Below are 17360 nucleotides of genomic sequence, written 5' to 3'. Positions count from 1 at the left end.
ACCCGGCCCGGGGTGCGGTTTCCGGCCGATGGGGGCGGATCCATGCGGCAGACCGGTCTGCGGATGACTGGCAGGATGTTTGCGCGGCGGGCACGCGACTGCTATTGCGCCGCACAGACCATGGAAAGACGTTCAGGGAAAGCGGAGAGCACAATGTTCGATCTGTCGGGCAAGAACGCCCTTATCACGGGTGCGTCGGGGGGTATCGGCGGGGCCATCGCCAAGGCGCTGCACGGGGCAGGGGCCACCGTGGGCCTGTCCGGCACGCGGCTGGAACCGCTGGAGGCACTGGCCGCCGAACTGGGCGAGCGGACCTTCGTGCTGCCCTGCAACCTGTCGGACCCCGAAGCCGTGGCGGCCCTGCCGAAGCAGGCGGCGGACGCGATGGGGTCGGTCGACATCCTGGTCAACAACGCCGGCATCACCCGGGACAACCTGTTCATGCGCATGTCCGACGACGAATGGCAGTCGGTCCTGGACGTGAACCTCACCTCGACTTTCAAGCTCTGCAAGGGCGTGCTGCGCGGCATGATGAAGGCGCGCTGGGGGCGGATCGTGAACATCTCCTCTGTTGTCGGTGCGACGGGCAACCCGGGGCAGGGCAACTATGCCGCCGCCAAGGCCGGTATGGTCGGCATGTCGAAGTCGCTGGCCTATGAAGTGGCGTCGCGCGGTATCACCGTGAACGCGGTGGCGCCCGGCTTCATCACCACGGCGATGACCGACAAGCTGACTGACGACCAGAAAAACGCGATTCTGACTCAGGTTCCGACCGGCCGGATGGGCACGCCCGAGGAAATCGCCTCGGCTGTCCTGTACCTCTCCAGCCCGGAAGCCGCCTACATCACCGGGACCACACTGCACGTGAACGGTGGCATGGCGATGCTGTGATCCATCGGGCGAAAGCCCGTTGAAGATCATTGCAAATCAAGATGTTGCGAATATCTGCCGGCCCGGTCGAAGGACCGCCGGCGGATGTGAAAGAACTCGTGTTTCTCTTGGTGCGAAAGCGTTTGCCATCGCGGGCGACTGTGCTATAGGCGGCGCACAGAATTTACGGGCCATCTGGGCTGTTACCTTAGGTTGCCCGTTGCGCTGGGGCCGCGGAATGCACATGTTTCCGGCGCCGAACAGCCCCAAGTGGGCACTTGGAACCGCCCGATTTGGGGCATTTGGCACGTCTTCCCGCGGGGGGGCGCGCAACATCGGGCAGGGCCCGGAACGGAATGAGGGACTGATATGAGCGACGTCGCAGACCGCGTGAAGAAGATCGTTGTCGAGCATCTGGGTGTCGAAGAGGACAAGGTCACCGAGAGCGCCTCGTTCATCGACGATCTGGGCGCGGACAGCCTCGACACCGTCGAGCTGGTGATGGCCTTCGAAGAAGAGTTCGGCATCGAGATCCCGGACGACGCGGCCGAAACCATCCAGACCTTCGGCGACGCGGTCAAGTTCATCACCGACGCATCGTAAGCGTCCGTCCGGCCTTGTGTCGGACCGCTTGACGAATGACAGAAGGGCGCTGCCGGTTCCGGCGGCGCTTTTTCGTTTTCACGGGCTTCGGTCCCGCTTGCCTGCGCCCGGCATTGCGGTCGCGCCCGTTGCGGGGCCCGACGGCCCCGCCGATTCATTCACGATCCGGGATACGAATGCCGTCCGCACGCAGGGCAGGGGCCGGCGCAGATCGCGATTGGCCTTCTGCCCGGAGCGGGGGGACATCCCCGCTGCCCGTCCCGGACCTTCGGCAGCACGCCGCCCGTGACGCAGGGTTTGCCGCGATCCCCTTGCCGCAGCGCCGCAATCCCCCCGTGACCTCCGGTTAAAGACCCGTTAATGTTGCGCCAGCCGGGGAAGGGGTGCCGCGGGACGTTCCCGGACGATCCGCATGCCTTCCCCCTTTGCACGGCCCCGCCGGGGCCGCCGCAGACCGGCATCTGGGACCTGCCGCACGAAAGGGAGTGGGCAATGGATCTGAGGGCACATACGCGCGCCTATGCCGTCAAGGACAATGGCTGGGCACTGGTCAATTATCTGGGGACGTTCGCGGTCTACTTCGCCTCGCTGGCGATCGGGATCATCTACGTCCAGCACTGGTACATACTGGCGCCGGCGGTCATCGTGCACGCCTTCGCGGCGGTGCGGATGTACGTCCTGCAGCACGATTTGGGTCACCACGCCCTGTTCGAGACCCGCCGCCAGAACGAGATTGCGGGCCACATCATATCTCCCTTCACCTTCGCCCCGCACGAGGTGATGAAGCAGAACCACAACCTGCACCATTCCTATGTCGGCAATCTGGATCACCGGGAAACGACCGAGATTTACACGATGACCCTGCGGGAGTGGAATGCGGCGGGCTTCTGGGAACGGCTGTTCTACCGCCTGTACCGCAACCCGTTCATGCTGATGCCGCTGGGGGCGCTGTATACCTATTTCTTCCGCTACCGCTGGCCCAAGAACACGATGAAGTTCGGCGCCATGGGCGTGATCCTGCACAACCTGGCGATCCTGGTCGCCGTGGGGCTTCTTTACATGGTGGCCGGCTGGACCGGTCTGGCGGTGTGGTTCGGCGCCTCGATGCTGGGCGGCATGATCGGAGTGTTCCTCGTCTACCTGCAACACAATTTCGAAGACACCTACTGGGACCGCCGTCCCGACCTGAACCCGCAGGTCGCGGCGCTTCAGGGGTCGTCCTGCCTGGATTTCGGCTGGTTCTTCGACATGGCGGTGGCCTGGATCACGCTTCACGACATCCACCACTATAACGCGCGCATTCCCTGCTACCGGCTGCGCAAGTGCCACTACAGCCTGCCCGAGGACGTCCAGCTGCGCCGGATCAAGTTCCCGGAAGCGGTGGCGGCCCTGCGGCTGAAGCTGTGGGACGAAGAGAACAACCGCCTGGTGCCCTTCCCGAAGGCCGGGCGGGCGCGTCAGGCGCCGCTGACGGCCTGATCCAATCTGATCTCATCGCAGACCCGATTTCGGCAGCGCGGCGTGCAATACGCCGCGCTTTTTCGTATTGAGGATTGAGGGCTTTTTGCGGTGTATATACATACGATATGCTCGAAACAGGCCCTGCCGGGCCCGGCAGGGCCGCGCGCCCGAAGGCTGCGCGAAGAGATGCGGGCGACAGAAGGAGTTGACATGACGTCCATCAACCGCGTGCACGGGGTCGGTCCGGCCCTGGTGAAAGCGCTCGCCGAAAACGGGATAACCACGGCCGAGGATCTGGCCGCCGCCGATCCTGGGACATTGACCGCGATCAAGGGCGTCAGCGCGCAGCGCGCCGAACGCCTGGTGGCTGCCGCCAAGGCAGAGACGGCGGCGCCGGCACCGTCCACCGCGAAGCCGGCACCGAAGCGCGTTTCTGCCGCCCAGAAGACCGCTCCCAAGACCGCGCCCAAGCCTGCCGCCCAGCCGGCGGCCAAGCGCAAGCCAGCCCCCAAGGCCCGCACCGCCGCCGTCAAGGCGGCCGAGGCGGAAACCGCCGCCAGCACGCCCAAGCGCAAGCCGGCCCGCCGGACCGCGCGCGTGAAGACGGCGCCGGTGGCCAAGCCAAAGGCGGTGACGCCCATGGCAGCCCCGGTCGTGGCGGCCGCCCCGGTCCCTGTGCCCGCGGCGGACACCGTGCCTGCGAAGAAATCCGGCAAGAAGGCCGCCCAGGCCGTCGCCGCGGCGGAAAAGGCGCACAAGAAGGCCGAGCGCAGTGCCCAGAAGGCCGAGAAGAAGGCCACAGAGGCGGCAGCCAAGGCGGAAAAGGCCGCCCTGCGCGCGGAAGAGGCCCGAAGGCGCGCCGAAGCCAAGGCCGCGAAAGCCGCGGCCCTGGTCGACAAGCTTACGAAGTAGGCGTCAGGCCAGAACGCCCTCGGCGGTCAGCGTCAGCTTGCCGCCGAGATAGGGCGCCAGAACGGACGGCAGCGTGACCGATCCGTCCTCTTCCTGCCCGTTCTCCAGCACCGCGATCAGGCAGCGCCCCACGGCCAGACCCGACCCGTTCAGCGTGTGGACGAATTGCGGCTTGCCGCCGTCCTCGCGGAACCGGGCATTCATCCGCCGGGCCTGAAAATCGCCCGTGGTCGACACGCTGGAAATCTCGCGATACGTGTTCTGTCCCGGCAGCCAGGCCTCGATATCGAAGGTCCGCCGCGCGCCAAAGCCCATGTCGCCGGTGCACAGCAGCACGGTCCGGTAGGGAACACCCAGCTTTTCCAGGATCCCTTCGGCGCATTTCAGCATCCGCTGCTGCTCCGCGTCGCTTTCGTCCGGATGGGTGATCGACACCATCTCGACCTTCTCGAACTGGTGCTGGCGCAGCATGCCGGACGTGTCGCGCCCCGCCGACCCCGCCTCGGACCGGAAGCACAGCGTGTGGGACGTCATCCGGATCGGCAGATCACCTGCATCCAGGATATCGCCGGCCACCGAATAGGTCAGCGTCACTTCGGACGTCGGGATCAGCCACCAGCCATTGGTGGTCTGATAGCTGTCATCCCCGAACTTCGGCAGCTTGTCGGTGCCGTACATCGCCTCGTCCCGGACCAGCACCGGGCTTTGCACTTCGGTCAGGCCGTTCTCTTCGGTATGCGTGTCCAGCATGAACTGCGCCAGCGCCCGGTGGATCTTGGCCACCGCGCCCTTCAGCATCACGAAGCGGCTGCCGGAGGTCTTGACCGCCGTCGCGAAATCCATGCCCGGGACGACGCCCGCGATCTCGAAATGCTCCTTGGGTTTGAACGCCAGTTCCCGCGGGGTGCCCCAGCGGCGCTGTTCGACATTGTCGTTCTCGTCCGCGCCGTCGGGCACATCCGCCGCCGGCAGGTTCGCGATCCGCGCCAGCTGGTCGGTCAGCTTGTCATCCAGCGCCTTGGCCTCGGCCTGAAGCGCTGCCACCTCGTCCTTCTTGGCCGCGACCAGTGCGCGCAGCCGTTCGAACTCGGCCTCGTCGCCCTTGGCCTTGGCGGCGCCGACCTCCTTCGAGGCGCGGTTCTGCTCCGCCTGCGCGGTCTCGGCGGCGAGGATCTTTGCCCGGCGCTCCTCGTCGAGCGACAGGAGTGCGGCCGAGACGGCCGCATCCCCCCGCCGTGCGAGAGCTGCGTCAAAGGCCTCCGGGGCCTCGCGAATGGCGCGGATGTCGTGCATGAGGGCTGTCCTTCGCGGTCCGAGTCGTGTCGAGCCTGCTTATGCCGTGCGACGGGGCGGAGGGGAAGGTGGTGGTGTTACATCGAATAGGCAAACGACCGATGAATCGTTCTTGTTGAATATGTCTGGTGGCGCAATAGTGTGAAAGGTTTTAAATGCACTGATCAGTCCGACTGCTGCCGCGGTTATAAGATTTCAATGTGGGCGAATTACTTGGCAAAAAGCATCCAGCTCGAACTCATAGAAAAAATTCTTGCGTCGATTACCCTCTCTATGGGCAGGGATGGCATATATTCGTACTTTAAAACAGGTAGTCCGAGATCGCGCTGGTCTGAGAGAGCCTGTTCGGCCGTGATCTACTACCATCCCGTCCAGCTTAACCTTGCGGCTTTGTATCTGCGCAGCAATGGGCCGACTTACTTGAAGGCGCTTCCGCTGATCGAGGTCAAAAAGAAAATATTTGACTTTGTTGCGGACAGTTTTTGGGTGGTTGAAGCAGTGCTGGATGAGACAGAGGTGAATCGACCGTTTGATAGCCTCATTTCCCATGAGAAAAAGGTTGAATTGGCGGCGGAGCTGTCTCGGAGCCCACTTTTTCGACCTCCGAATGAGTTTTCATATTTTCCGCTAGGAACGATTAAGGTGGAGCAGGCGCTTTTATTGGAGGGCTTCTTCTTCTCATCGTCAGCGGCGGAAGACGCCTTCCAATTGAAAGATAATCCCAGACGCGCGAAGCTTAACCCAAAAAACTTCCCGCCAGTTCTTGATGAGAAGCCTTCCACCTGGCATCCAATTAGCTGGCTGGGTGTATTTAGTCCTGACTACCGTTCTGCTTTGAAAGCAAGATCAGCAATACTTGCGGCTGTCGCTCTTACGCAGCCTCACTACTGTCGTTACATGTTTTCGCTTCGGACAGTGTACGGCGGGCGATGCACTATTTCTGAAAGAGGAATCACTTATAGCGTGATCAATGAAAGGCCGCACACTCCCCCTTGCGCATACGATATTAACTTAAGTGAAGATGACTTGGGTTGGCTCGCCCTCCTGGCGGAAAAGTTCAATTCCTCTGCTGGTGCTGTTCGGCGTGAACTTAAGGCTTTGGAGTACTTCTATCGCGCTTGGGCATTGACGCCGGAAGAGAGGTTTCCAGTGCTTTGCATGGCGATCGATGCAATCTTTGGGGATCCTGAGAATGCGACCCAATCAGTAGTGGATGGTGTTCGAGCTACATTGGGGGGTGAAATTGATGAGGGTAGGCTGCGCAAGATCCTGAAGCTCAGGGCCTCGGTAATCCATGGTGGCGCGCCAGATGTGTACGATTCTAGTAAGTACCCAAAATACTTTAGTAGGTATGGCTTCGATCCAATCGAGGATTTGGAGCTGATTGTTGCCGAATGCATTAAAGCTAGAATTTTTGGCGGAGCGCTGCACGAGCATCCTGACCCAAACGAGGAAGCCATTAAAAAGGCTCGGGACACTGGACGTCTTCCTCCTGAGACAAACAGACTATCGATTCTTGGGCCGGTACGCTAGCTGAAGAATATGATCAAATTCGATCTGAGATCAAATTTGGGACGATGTTGAACAAGGTTTGCGATGTACAAACCGGACTCCACCCCCTCCAAGTTTTGTACAAACCCACACAAACCCACCCCCACGCCCCCCTGTCCGGGGCCGCCTTGCATCGGGGACCGGCAGGCACTAGGTTCCGCCAAACTTCTCCGAGGGGGCAGGGAGCCCCGTCTCCAAAGCTACAAGGGACCTCTTCATGGACGGTGCACTCGCCCAGTTTCTGCCGCTGATCCTGATCTTCGTGATCATGTACTTCCTGCTGATCCGGCCGCAGCAGCAGAAGGTCAAACAGCATAAGGCCATGGTCGAAGGCCTGCGTCGCGGCGACCAGGTCATCACCCAGGGCGGGCTGATCGGCAAGGTCACCAAGGTCAAGGAAGACGGCGAGGTCGAGGTCGAACTGGCCGAGAACGTCAAGGTCCGCGTGGTGAAGTCCACCATCGCGCAGGTCGTGTCCAAAACCGAGCCGGCCGCAAGCTGACCCCTGAAAAGGCGTTAGCCGCCAATGCTTTACATTGAAACTTGGAAGCGAGTTCTGGTCTGGATGGTTTGCGCCGCCGGGCTGGTCTTCGCCGCTCCCAACCTGTTCTACGGACGGGTGGAGCTTCACAACGATGCCGTGAAGGCCATCGAGGCCCGCGGCAGCACGCCCGGGCTGGAGGCGGATGCCGCGCTCTGGCCGAACTGGCTTCCCTCCGACCTCGTGAACCTTGGCCTCGACCTGCGGGGCGGGGCGCATCTTCTGGCCGAAGTGCAGGTGCAGGAGGTCTATGCCGCCAAGATGGAGGCGCTCTGGCCCGAGGTGCGGGACACGTTGCGCGACGAGCGCGACACCGTCGGCACCATCCGCCGCCAGCCCGCCCAGGACGGCACGCTGCGCGTCAAGATCTCCAAGCCGGAAAACATGGCGCAGGCCCTGGCCTCGGTCCGGAAACTGGCCCAGCCGATCACCACGCTGACGGGCGTGGGATCGAACGACATCGTGGTGTCCGCCCAGGGCGACGAGATCGTGATCACCCTGTCGGACGCCGAGAAGATCGCATCCGATGACAGGACGGTCCGCCAAGCTCTTGAAATCATTCGCCGCCGGATCGACGAGGCTGGAACGCGCGAACCCACGATCCAGCGTCAGGGCGCCGACCGCATCCTGATCCAGGTGCCGGGCGTGGGATCGGCCGCGGAACTGAAGGACATCATCGGCACGACCGCCCAGCTGACCTTCAACGCGGTGATCAACCGGACCAGCGACGAAAATGCCAGCGCCGGCGTCGGCAACAAGCTGATTCCGTCGATGGACGAACCGGGCACCTTTTACATCGTCGATGCCGTCCCCGTCGTGACGGGCGAGGATCTGGTGGACGCGCAGCCTGCCTTCGACCAGAACGGCCGGCCGGCGGTCAACTTCCGCTTCAACCCGCATGGCGCGCGGCGTTTCGGCGACTATACCGCCGAACATATCGGTTCGCCCTTCGCCATCGTGCTGGATGACGAGGTCATCAGCGCCCCGGTGATCCAGAGCCACATCCCGGGCGGGTCGGGCATCATCACCGGCAACTTCACCGTCGAAGGGTCGACCGACCTGGCGGTGCTGCTGCGGGCCGGGGCCCTGCCGGCGGAGTTGACCTTCCTGGAAGAACGCTCCATCGGGCCGGAACTGGGGCAGGATTCGATCGACGCGGGCAAGATCGCGTCCGCCGTGGCCTTCGCCGCGGTGCTGATCTTCATGTTCCTGACCTATGGCCTGTTCGGGGTCTTCGCGAATATTGCGCTGATCATCAATATCGGGCTGATGTTCGGCCTTCTGTCGGTGATCGGGGCCACGCTGACCCTGCCGGGGATCGCGGGGATCGTGCTGACGGTCGGCATGGCGGTCGACGCCAACGTGCTGATCTTCGAACGGATCCGCGAGGAACTGAAGACCGCCAAGGGCCCGGCCCGGGCGATCCAGCTGGGCTATGAAAAGGCACTGTCGGCGATCCTGGACGCGAACATCACCACCTTCATCACGGCCGTGATCCTCTATGTCATGGGCTCTGGTCCCGTGCGGGGCTTCGCGATCACGCTGGGCCTGGGCATCCTGACCTCGGTCTTCACGGCGATCTATGTCACCCGGGTGATGATCGTCACATGGTTCGACCGTCGCCGGCCGAAGACAATCGAGGTCTGATCAGATGCGCATGAGACTGATTCCCGACGAGACCAAGATCGACTTCTTCAGCCGCTCCAAGCTGTGGCTGGGGATCTCGGGCCTGTTGATGCTTGGGTCGCTGGTGTCGTTCCTGATGCTGGGGCTGAACTTCGGCATCGATTTCCGGGGTGGCACCACGATCCGGACGGAAAGCACCCAGGCCGTGGATGTCGGCGACTATCGCGCCGCCATCGACGAACTGGGCCTGGGCGACATCACGATCACCGAGATCTTCGACCCGACCTTTGCCGAAGACCAGCACGTGGCGATGATCCGCATCCAGTCGCAGGACGATCAGGAAGCGGCCAGTGCCGAAATGGTCGAGACGGTTGAAGCCGCGCTGGCCGGCGTGACGCCGGACATCCGCTTCGTCTCGGTCGAAAGCGTCGGGCCTAAGGTGTCGGGCGAGTTGATCCAGACCGCGATCCTGGCCGTGTCGCTGGCCATAGCAGCGGTCCTGGTCTACATCTGGCTGCGCTTCGAATGGCAGTTCGCGGTGGGCGCCGTGGCGGCCCTGATCCACGACGTGGTGCTGACCATCGGCGTCTTTTCCATCGTGCAGATCAAGTTCGACCTGGCGATCATCGCGGCGCTTCTGACCATCGTGGGGTATTCGTTGAACGATACCGTGGTCGTCTTCGACCGGGTGCGGGAAAACCTGCGCAAGTACAAGCAACTGGTCCTGAAGGACGTGCTGAACCTGTCGATCAACGAGACGCTGTCGCGGACGCTTATGACCTCTGGCACCACGCTTCTGGCGCTGATCGCGCTGCTGGTTCTGGGCGGCGACGTGATCCGCGGCTTCGTCTTCGCAATGACCTGGGGCATCGTTGTCGGCACCTATTCGTCGATCTTCGTAGCCTCGGCCATCCTGCTGAAGCTGGGGGTCAAGCGCGACTGGACCAAGACAGGCGGCAAGGGCAACGCGGGCACCCAGTTCGCGAACGTGGACGCCTGAGATGCAGATCAACCAGGCCCGCTTTCCCGATCTGGTGCCAGTCGATGGCTACGGCCCCGGCTTCTTCCGGATCGGGGGAGAGGTCTACCACGGGGGGGTCCTGACAGGCCCCTCCGGCACCGCCCTCTGGGGCGGCTACGAGGATCTGGAGCCGCTGCTGGCGCTGGCGGGCCGGATAGATGTCCTGTTCGTGGGCACCGGCGCCGACGTCTCCCACCTGCCCGGGGACTTTCGCGCCCCACTGGAAGAGGTGGGCCTTGGGGTCGAATCCATGGCCTCGCCCGCGGCCTGTCGGGGCTTCAACGTGCTGGCATCCGAGGGCCGGCGCGTGGCGTTGGCCGTTCTGCCGGTCTAGGGTCAGGACCCCTTTGTCCTGCACAATGGGTTTGACAGAGCTCCATTCCGGCCACCAACAAATGCGCAGGATTAATGGGTCCTGATCCCATGTCCGCTTTTGCCGCGCGCGCCCGTGAGGTAAGCCGGTTCCCATGACATTGACCGTGACCGATCTGACCGTGGCCCGTGGCGGCCTGCCAGTGCTGGAAGGGCTGACCTTTGCCGTGCCGGCTGGACAGGCGCTGATCCTTCGGGGCCCCAACGGCATCGGCAAGACGACGCTGCTGCGCACGCTGGCAGGGCTTCAGCCGCCCGTGAAGGGAACGGTGGAAGGTGGCGGCGACCGTGTCGCCTATGCCGCCCATGCCGATGGCATCAAGGCCACCCTGACCGTGGCCGAGAACCTGACCTTCTGGGCCCGTATCTTCGGGCAGACCGGCATCGAGGGTGCGCTGAGCGCCTATGAACTGGAGCCCCTGGCCGACCGTCCCGCAGGGGGCCTGTCGGCCGGGCAGAAACGGCGGCTGGGGCTGGCGCGGATGCTGGTCACGGGCCGGCCGGTCTGGGTAATGGACGAACCGACCGTCTCGCTCGATGTCTCGGCCGTCCAGATGTTCGCCGACGCCATCCGTGCGCATCTGGCGCGGGGCGGATCGGCCGTGATTGCCACCCATATCGAACTGGGGCTGGACGGCGCCGTGCTGGATGCCGCGGCCCATCGCGCGCGGTTGCCCGATCTGACGGCGGACGGCTTTGACGAGGCCTTCCTGTGATCGCGCTGTTCTTGCGGGACCTGAAACTGGCACTGCGCGCCGGGGGCGGTTTCGGCCTTGGTCTTGCGTTCTTCCTGATCGTCACGGTTCTGGTGCCCTTTTCCATCGGACCGGGCACCGGGCTTCTGTCCCGCATCGCACCGGGTGTCCTGTGGCTGGGCGCGCTTCTGGCGTGCCTTCTGTCGCTTGACCGCCTTCTGGCGCTGGACTGGGAAGACGGGACGCTGGACCTGCTGGCGACGGCACCCATCCCGTTGGAGGCCGTCGTGACGGTGAAGGCCGCGGCCCACTGGGTGACGACGGGCCTGCCGCTGGTAATCGCGGCGCCGGTGCTGGGGGTGCTTCTGAACCTGTCGCCCGAAGGGTTCCTGCCGCTCGTGACCTCGCTGGCGCTGGGAACGCCGGCCCTGTCGGTTATCGGCACCTTCGGTGCGGCGCTGACGGTGGGGCTAAAACGGGGCGGGCTGCTTCTGTCGCTCCTGGTCCTGCCGCTATATGTCCCGACGCTGATCTTCGGGGCCGAGGCGGCGCGGCGCGGGGCCGAAGGGTTGGACCCGGCGACGCCGCTTCTGCTGCTAGCGGGCATCACGGCCTTCGTCGCGGCATTGTTGCCGCTGGCCAGTGCCGCGGTCCTGCGCGTCAATCTGCGCTGAGATGTGAATTGCGGGCAGGGGGGGCCACGGCTAGATACGTCATATGTCGATTTGGGAATACGCCAATCCGAAGAAGTTCCTGACCACGACCGAGCGGGCCTTGCCCTGGCTCTGGGCGCTGGCAATTGCGTGTCTGGCCGTTGGCCTGTTCTGGGGCTTCTTCCTGACGCCGGACGACTACCGCATGGGTGCGACGGTCAAGATCTTCTATTTGCATGTCCCGTCCGCGCTGATGGCCATCAATGCCTGGCTGATGATGCTGGTCGCCTCGCTGATCTGGCTGATCCGGCGGCACCATGTCAGCGCGCTGGCCGCCCGCGCCGCGGCGCCCGTGGGGGCGACGATGACCGTCATCGCGCTGGTGACGGGGGCGATCTGGGGCCAGCCGATGTGGGGCACATGGTGGGAGTGGGATCCGCGGCTGACGTCTTTCCTGATCCTGTTCCTGTTCTACCTGGGCTACATGGCGCTGTGGGCCGCTATCGACAATCCGGATACGGCGGCCGACCTGACCTCGATCCTGTGCCTTGTGGGATCGGTCTTTGCGCTGCTGTCGCGCTATGCTGTGAACTTCTGGAACCAGGGCCTGCACCAGGGCGCGTCCATGAGCCTCGACAAAAAGGAAAACGTGGCCGACGTTTTCTGGCTGCCCGCGCTGGTCTGCATCGCGGGCTTCTTGCTGTTGTTCGTGGCACTGGTGCTCTACCGCACGGGGACCGAGATCCGCGCCCGCCGCATCCAGGCCCTTCAGACACGGGAGCGCGCCGCGGCATGATTCCGGACCTTGGCAAATACACGGATACGGTCCTGTGGTCCTATGCGGCTTCGATCGCGCTTCTGGTGGGGGTCGTTGTTGCCACACTCTGGCGCGGGCGAAAGGTCCGGGCCGAGCTGCGCCGGATCGAGGCGCGGATGACTGGGAAAGGACCCGGCAATGCCTAAGCTGTCGCCGATGCTGATCGTGCCGCCCGTGATCTTCGCCGCCTTCGTGGGGCTTGCGGCCGTGGGCATGTACCGAGGGGACGACGGCGCGCTGCCGTCGACCTTCATCGGGCAGGTGGCGCCGCCGGTGCCGGACGAAGGGCTGCCGGGATACACGACCCTGACTTCTACCGACCTGGCGAAGGGCGAGGTCAGCCTGGTGAATTTCTGGGCCAGCTGGTGCCCGCCCTGCCGGGCCGAGCATCCGGTCCTGAAGCGCCTGTCCGCCGCGGGTATTCCGCTGTACGGCGTGAACTTCAAGGACACGGCCAAGGATGCGGACGCCTACCTGAAGGACGAAGGCGATCCGTTCCTGGCGCTGGGCTTCGACCCGTCCGGCCGCCGCGCCATAGACTGGGGCGTGACCGGCCCGCCCGAGACCTTCATCGTTGCCGGCGATGGCACCGTGCTGTTCAAGTTCATCGGCCCGCTTGTGGGCGCGGACTACCAGAACCGGTTCCTGCCGGAATTGGAGAAAGCCCTGGGGACCTTGCCTGCCGGGATCGGCGGGGGCGCCTGAAATCGATGTTGCGGCGCTTCGGAGCTTACCGAAGCAGCAGCTTTGAAACCGTCCTCTCGCACCGCCCGCCTGCCAAGGCAGCACACCGTCATCAAGGACAATAGCCGTCTCCCCGCTTTGCGGGGCCTCTCGGCGATTGTCCTTGACGCCGGCGCAGCGTCCCGGTCGTTCGGGGCACGCGAGGACGGCTCCGAAGCAGAAGTTGGGCGGGTGGGGGGGCCGGCGCGTTGCGGTGTTGTCTGGCGGGATCGGCGGTGCGCCTGATCCCATGGCAATGGGGCCTTGGAACCCGACACCGAAATCGTCCGGGATGGGCCGCGAGGTCAGAGGCGGTAGCCGCCGGAGACGGTCAGGATTTCGCCGGTGATGAAGCGGGCGGCGTCGGAGCCCAGAAAGCGGACCACGGGCGCGATGTCGGCGGGCGTGGCGATGCGGCCCAGGGCGGTCATTTCGGCGAAGACCCTGGTCAGGTCGTCCGGACGGGGGGCTTCGGGCGTGTTTACGGCGCCGGGCGCCACGGCGTTCACGCGGATGCCGCGGGGGCCCAGTTCCTTGGCCATGCCCTTGGTCCAGAGGTTCAGCGCCGCCTTGCTGGCGCCATAGGCCACCGCGTCCCTGGGGGGCAGGACAGCGTTCACCGACGAGATGGAGACGATGGCGGCGCCGTCCTTCAGATGGGGAAGGGCGGCCGTCAGCAGCGTTGCAGGTGCGATCACGTTGGTCGCATAGATCCGGGCATGGGCGCCGGCATCGAAGGTATCCGTAGGCGTTGTCTGGATCGTGGCGGCGTTGTTCACGATCAGGTCGATCCGACCGAACCGTTCCATCACGGCAGTCACGACGCGGTCCGTGGCGCCGGCATCGGTCAGGTCGGCCTGGACCGCCAGCAAGTCCGGCAGCGTCGCCAGGACAAGGTCCGGGGGCGAACGATGCCAGGTGAAGGCCACGTCGTGGTCCCGGGCCAGATCCTCGACGATGGCGCGGCCGATGCCGCGGGCACCTCCGGTGACCAGGGCTGTCTTGCGCATGTGGATCTCCTCCGGGGTTCTGGTGCGACTGGGGCGTGACTGGGGGCGTGGCACCTGTTGTACCGGCAGAGGGTAAACCGACTGCGAACCCGAGGGGAGGGCTGAATCGAAAAGGGCGCCCCGTGGGGCGCCCTTCGAAAACCGTTGGCGATGCGCGGATCAGGCTTCGCGGGCCAGGTTGCGCAGCACGTAGTGCAGCACGCCGCCGTTTTCGATATATTCGATCTCGACCGCGGTATCGATCCGGCACTTCAGCGTGATCGTCTTTTCCGTGCCGTCCGCGTAGGTGATGGTGCAGGGCACCTCGGCCAGCGGCTTGATCGTGTCCAGCCCGTGGATCGCCACGATCTCTTCCCCGGTCAGGCCCAGGGTCTTGCGGGTGTCGCCGCCCGTGAACTCGAACGGGATGACGCCCATGCCGACCAGGTTCGACCGGTGGATCCGCTCGAAGCTTTCCGCGATCACGGCCTTGACGCCCAGGAGATAGGTCCCCTTGGCCGCCCAGTCGCGCGAGGAGCCCGCGCCGTACTGTTCGCCACCGAAGATCACCAGCGGGGTGCCCGCGGCCTGGTAGGCCATCGATGCGTCGTAGATCGAGGTCTGTTCGCCATCGGGGCCCTTGGTATAGCCGCCCTCGACGCCGTCCAGCATCTCGTTCTTGATGCGGATGTTGGCGAAGGTGCCCCGCATCATGACTTCGTGGTTACCGCGGCGCGACCCGTACGAGTTGAACTCGCGCACGGGCACTTGGTGTTCGACCAGATACTTGCCGGCCGGGGTGGTTTCCTTGAAGGAGCCGGCCGGCGAGATGTGGTCGGTGGTGATCATGTCGCCTAGAACCGCCAGGACGCGCGCGCCCTCGATGTTCTCGATCGACTTGGTGTCCATCGTCATCCCCTGGAAATATGGGGGGTTGCGGACATAGGTCGACGTCGGCGGCCAGTTGTAGGTCTCGCTGTCGGTGGTCTCGACTTCCTGCCACTTGGCGTCGCCCTTGAAGACGTCGGCATACTTGGACCGGAACGCCTCGCGCGTGACGACCTTCTCGACCAGCTCGGCGATCTCGTGGTTGGTCGGCCAGATGTCCTTCAGGAACACGTCCTGCCCGTCCTTGCCCTTGCCCAGCGGTTCCGTGGTCAGGTCGATGTTCATGTCGCCGGCCAGTGCATAGGCCACGACCAGCGGCGGCGAGGCCAGGTAGTTGGCGCGGACGTCCGGGCTGATCCGGCCTTCGAAGTTCCGGTTGCCCGACAGGACAGCGGTCGCGATCAGGTCGTTGTCGTTGATCGCCTTCGAGATTTCTGGCTGCAACGGGCCAGAGTTGCCGATGCAGGTCGTGCAGCCATAGCCCACCAGGTTGAAGCCCACGGCGTCCAGGTCTTCCTGCAGGCCTGCGGCCTCCAGGTATTCCGTGACGACCTGCGAACCGGGCGCCAGCGAAGTCTTGACCCAGGGCTTGCGGTTCAGGCCCAGGGCGCGCGCCTTGCGGGCGACCAGGCCGGCCCCGATCAGCACATAGGGGTTCGACGTGTTGGTGCAGGACGTGATCGAGGCGATGACGACCGAACCGTCGGTCAATTCGTAATCTTCGCCTTCGACGGCCGCCGACTTGTTGATGCTGACCGGCTTGGTGGCCACCGGGCCTTCGTCCGCCATGTCCTTGGCCGCATCGCTGATGTCGATGCCGCGATAGTCGCCCACGACCTTGGTGAAGGCCGACGCGGCCTTGGTCAGCGGCAGGTAGTCCTGCGGACGCTTCGGACCCGAGATCGCCGGGACGATCTCGCCCATGTCGAGTTCCAGGGTCGAGGTGTAGACCGGGGAATAATCCGCGTCCCGCCAGAAGCCGTTTTCCTTGGCATAGGCTTCGACCAGAGCGATGCGGTCTTCCTCGCGGCCAGTCTGGCGCAGGTAGCGCAGGGTTTCGTCGTCGATCGGGAAGAAGCCGCAGGTGGCGCCGTATTCGGGGGCCATGTTGGCGATCGTGGCGCGCTGGGCCAGCGGCAGGTTATCAAGGCCCGCGCCGTAGAATTCCACGAACTTGCCGACCACGCCGTGCTTGCGCAGCATTTCGACGACCTTGAGCACCAGGTCGGTGCCGGTGGTGCCTTCGACCATTTCGCCCGTCAGCTTGAAGCCGACGACTTCCGGGATCAGCATCGAGATCGGCTGACCCAGCATCGCGGCCTCGGCCTCGATGCCGCCCACACCCCAGCCCAGCACGGCCGCGCCGTTGACCATGGTGGTGTGGCTGTCGGTGCCGACCAGCGTATCCGGGTAGGCAACCAGATCACCGTTCTGGTCGGTGTCGGTCCAGACGGTCTGGGCCAGGTATTCCAGGTTCACCTGGTGGCAGATGCCGGTCCCGGGGGGGACGACGCGGAAGTTGTTGAACGCGCCCTGGCCCCATTTCAGGAACTCGTAGCGTTCCATGTTGCGTTCGTACTCGCGGTCCACGTTCATCTGGAACGCCCGCGGGTTGCCGAATTCGTCGATCATGACCGAGTGGTCGATGACCAGGTCGACCGGGTTCAGCGGGTTGATCTTCTGGGGATCGCCGCCGAGCGCCTTGATGCCGTCACGCATGGCGGCCAGGTCGACCACAGCGGGAACGCCGGTGAAGTCCTGCATCAACACGCGGGCCGGGCGATAGGCGATCTCGCGCGGGTTGTCGCCGCCCTTTTCCGCCCATTCGGCGAAGGCTTTGATGTCGTCGACGCTGACGGTCTTGCCGTCTTCGAACCGCAGCATGTTCTCCAGCACCACCTTCAGCGAGGCCGGCAGGCGCGAGAAGTCGCCGAGGCCCGCCGCCGTCGCGGCCGGGATCGAGTAGTACGAGACGGTCTGGCCGCCCACGGTCAACGTCTTGCGGGTCTGGCTGGTGTCCTGTCCAACGGTAATCGGCATGAATGCCTCCCTATGGGGGTGGATGTGAAGGTGGCTCGGGGTCTCTCTGCCCCAGCGCCGGGCGACGATCAATAGGCTTGCGGGCCAATGCGTCAAATTTGGTATGCTATTGCATACAACGTGGGGCCCCAGGCGGCCCGGACAAGGGGCAGGGCCGGTTTTCGAGGCCGTTTCGGGGGTTTGGGCGCATGCGGCAGATTGGCGGCCGTGATCATGTTGCAGGCACTCACGGAAAATCGAGGCTTGGGGGTGGCTGTCTCAAGAAACATTGATTGGCGATTCGGGTGCGGGGCGCATAGGACACT

General features: G+C 64.3%; 17 protein-coding genes. 14 read left to right on the top strand and 3 right to left on the bottom strand.

Translation table 11 applies throughout. The annotated features are described in order from the left end of the window. The first annotated feature begins 153 nt into the window (after window positions 1–153). The 4 genes from fabG to FQK05_RS04750 all read left to right on the top strand — a co-directional run bounded on the left by fabG (window position 154) and on the right by FQK05_RS04750 (window position 3846). Window positions 154–891: a 3-oxoacyl-ACP reductase FabG gene (fabG, locus tag FQK05_RS04765; protein ID WP_158964700.1), complete on the top strand. Its 738-nt coding sequence runs from the start codon at window positions 154–156 to the stop codon at window positions 889–891. A 348-nt stretch (window positions 892–1239) separates the two neighbouring features. Continuing rightward, window positions 1240–1473 carry an acyl carrier protein gene (locus FQK05_RS04760; protein ID WP_158964699.1) on the top strand — a complete coding sequence of 78 codons (234 nt, stop codon included), beginning with the start codon at window positions 1240–1242 and terminating at the stop codon, window positions 1471–1473. Window positions 1474–1965: 492 nt separating this feature from the next. Continuing rightward, window positions 1966–2952 carry a fatty acid desaturase gene (locus FQK05_RS04755; protein ID WP_158964698.1) on the top strand — a complete coding sequence of 329 codons (987 nt, stop codon included), beginning with the start codon at window positions 1966–1968 and terminating at the stop codon, window positions 2950–2952. 192 nt (window positions 2953–3144) lie between these two features. Then, window positions 3145–3846 (top strand): helix-hairpin-helix domain-containing protein, encoded by a 702-nt coding sequence (locus FQK05_RS04750; RefSeq protein ID WP_158964697.1) that lies wholly within the window; start codon window positions 3145–3147, stop codon window positions 3844–3846. Window positions 3847–3849: 3 nt separating this feature from the next. Here FQK05_RS04750 and serS read toward each other — a convergent pair whose 3' ends face one another. Beyond that, window positions 3850–5139, bottom strand: coding sequence for a serine--tRNA ligase (gene serS, locus FQK05_RS04745; RefSeq protein WP_158964696.1), 1290 nt, complete (start codon window positions 5137–5139; stop codon window positions 3850–3852). 213 nt (window positions 5140–5352) lie between these two features. Here serS and FQK05_RS04740 point away from each other — a divergent pair, with 213 nt between their 5' ends. From FQK05_RS04740 to FQK05_RS04695, 10 genes are all read left to right on the top strand, one after another. Beyond that, the gene (locus FQK05_RS04740; protein WP_233270358.1) at window positions 5353–6672 is read left to right on the top strand and encodes a hypothetical protein; all 1320 of its coding nucleotides are present in this window, start codon (window positions 5353–5355) and stop codon (window positions 6670–6672) included. A gap of 235 nt (window positions 6673–6907) precedes the next feature. After that, complete coding sequence (gene yajC, locus FQK05_RS04735; protein ID WP_158964694.1) at window positions 6908–7192, top strand: preprotein translocase subunit YajC; 285 nt, start codon at window positions 6908–6910, stop codon at window positions 7190–7192. A gap of 24 nt (window positions 7193–7216) precedes the next feature. Next, window positions 7217–8878 carry a protein translocase subunit SecD gene (gene secD, locus FQK05_RS04730; RefSeq protein WP_158964693.1) on the top strand — a complete coding sequence of 554 codons (1662 nt, stop codon included), beginning with the start codon at window positions 7217–7219 and terminating at the stop codon, window positions 8876–8878. A gap of 4 nt (window positions 8879–8882) precedes the next feature. Further along, window positions 8883–9857 carry a protein translocase subunit SecF gene (secF, locus tag FQK05_RS04725; RefSeq protein ID WP_158964692.1) on the top strand — a complete coding sequence of 325 codons (975 nt, stop codon included), beginning with the start codon at window positions 8883–8885 and terminating at the stop codon, window positions 9855–9857. A gap of 1 nt (window position 9858) precedes the next feature. After that, entirely contained in the window at window positions 9859–10212 is a 354-nt protein-coding gene (locus FQK05_RS04720) for an Mth938-like domain-containing protein (protein ID WP_158964691.1), read from the top strand. Between the two features lie 133 nt (window positions 10213–10345). Next, a complete protein-coding gene (ccmA, locus tag FQK05_RS04715; RefSeq protein WP_158964690.1) occupies window positions 10346–10966 on the top strand; it encodes a heme ABC exporter ATP-binding protein CcmA in 621 nt (206 codons plus the stop codon). Then, on the top strand, window positions 10963–11619 hold the full coding sequence (gene ccmB, locus FQK05_RS04710; protein WP_158964689.1) for a heme exporter protein CcmB: 657 nt from the start codon (window positions 10963–10965) through the stop codon (window positions 11617–11619). Before ccmA ends, ccmB begins: the two co-directional genes overlap by 4 nt. A gap of 43 nt (window positions 11620–11662) precedes the next feature. Next, window positions 11663–12394, top strand: coding sequence for a heme ABC transporter permease (locus FQK05_RS04705; RefSeq protein ID WP_158964688.1), 732 nt, complete (start codon window positions 11663–11665; stop codon window positions 12392–12394). Further along, the gene (gene ccmD / locus FQK05_RS04700; RefSeq protein ID WP_199252592.1) at window positions 12391–12561 is read left to right on the top strand and encodes a heme exporter protein CcmD; all 171 of its coding nucleotides are present in this window, start codon (window positions 12391–12393) and stop codon (window positions 12559–12561) included. Before FQK05_RS04705 ends, ccmD begins: the two co-directional genes overlap by 4 nt. After that, window positions 12554–13120, top strand: a complete 567-nt coding sequence (locus tag FQK05_RS04695; protein WP_158964687.1) for a DsbE family thiol:disulfide interchange protein — start codon at window positions 12554–12556, stop codon at window positions 13118–13120. Before ccmD ends, FQK05_RS04695 begins: the two co-directional genes overlap by 8 nt. A gap of 323 nt (window positions 13121–13443) precedes the next feature. On the opposite strand, the gene FQK05_RS04690 is transcribed toward FQK05_RS04695, so the two are convergent. Beyond that, window positions 13444–14148, bottom strand: coding sequence for an SDR family NAD(P)-dependent oxidoreductase (locus FQK05_RS04690; RefSeq protein WP_158964686.1), 705 nt, complete (start codon window positions 14146–14148; stop codon window positions 13444–13446). Window positions 14149–14307: 159 nt separating this feature from the next. After that, the gene (gene acnA / locus FQK05_RS04685) at window positions 14308–17055 is read right to left on the bottom strand and encodes an aconitate hydratase AcnA (RefSeq protein WP_158964685.1); all 2748 of its coding nucleotides are present in this window, start codon (window positions 17053–17055) and stop codon (window positions 14308–14310) included. Between the last annotated feature and the right edge of the window lie 305 nt (window positions 17056–17360).

The organism is Chachezhania sediminis (assembly GCF_009765275.1).
GTDB classification, from domain to species: domain Bacteria; phylum Pseudomonadota; class Alphaproteobacteria; order Rhodobacterales; family Rhodobacteraceae; genus Chachezhania; species Chachezhania sediminis.
Note: the sequence above shows the minus strand (reverse complement) of the source record. Positions and strands in the feature narration are given on the sequence as shown.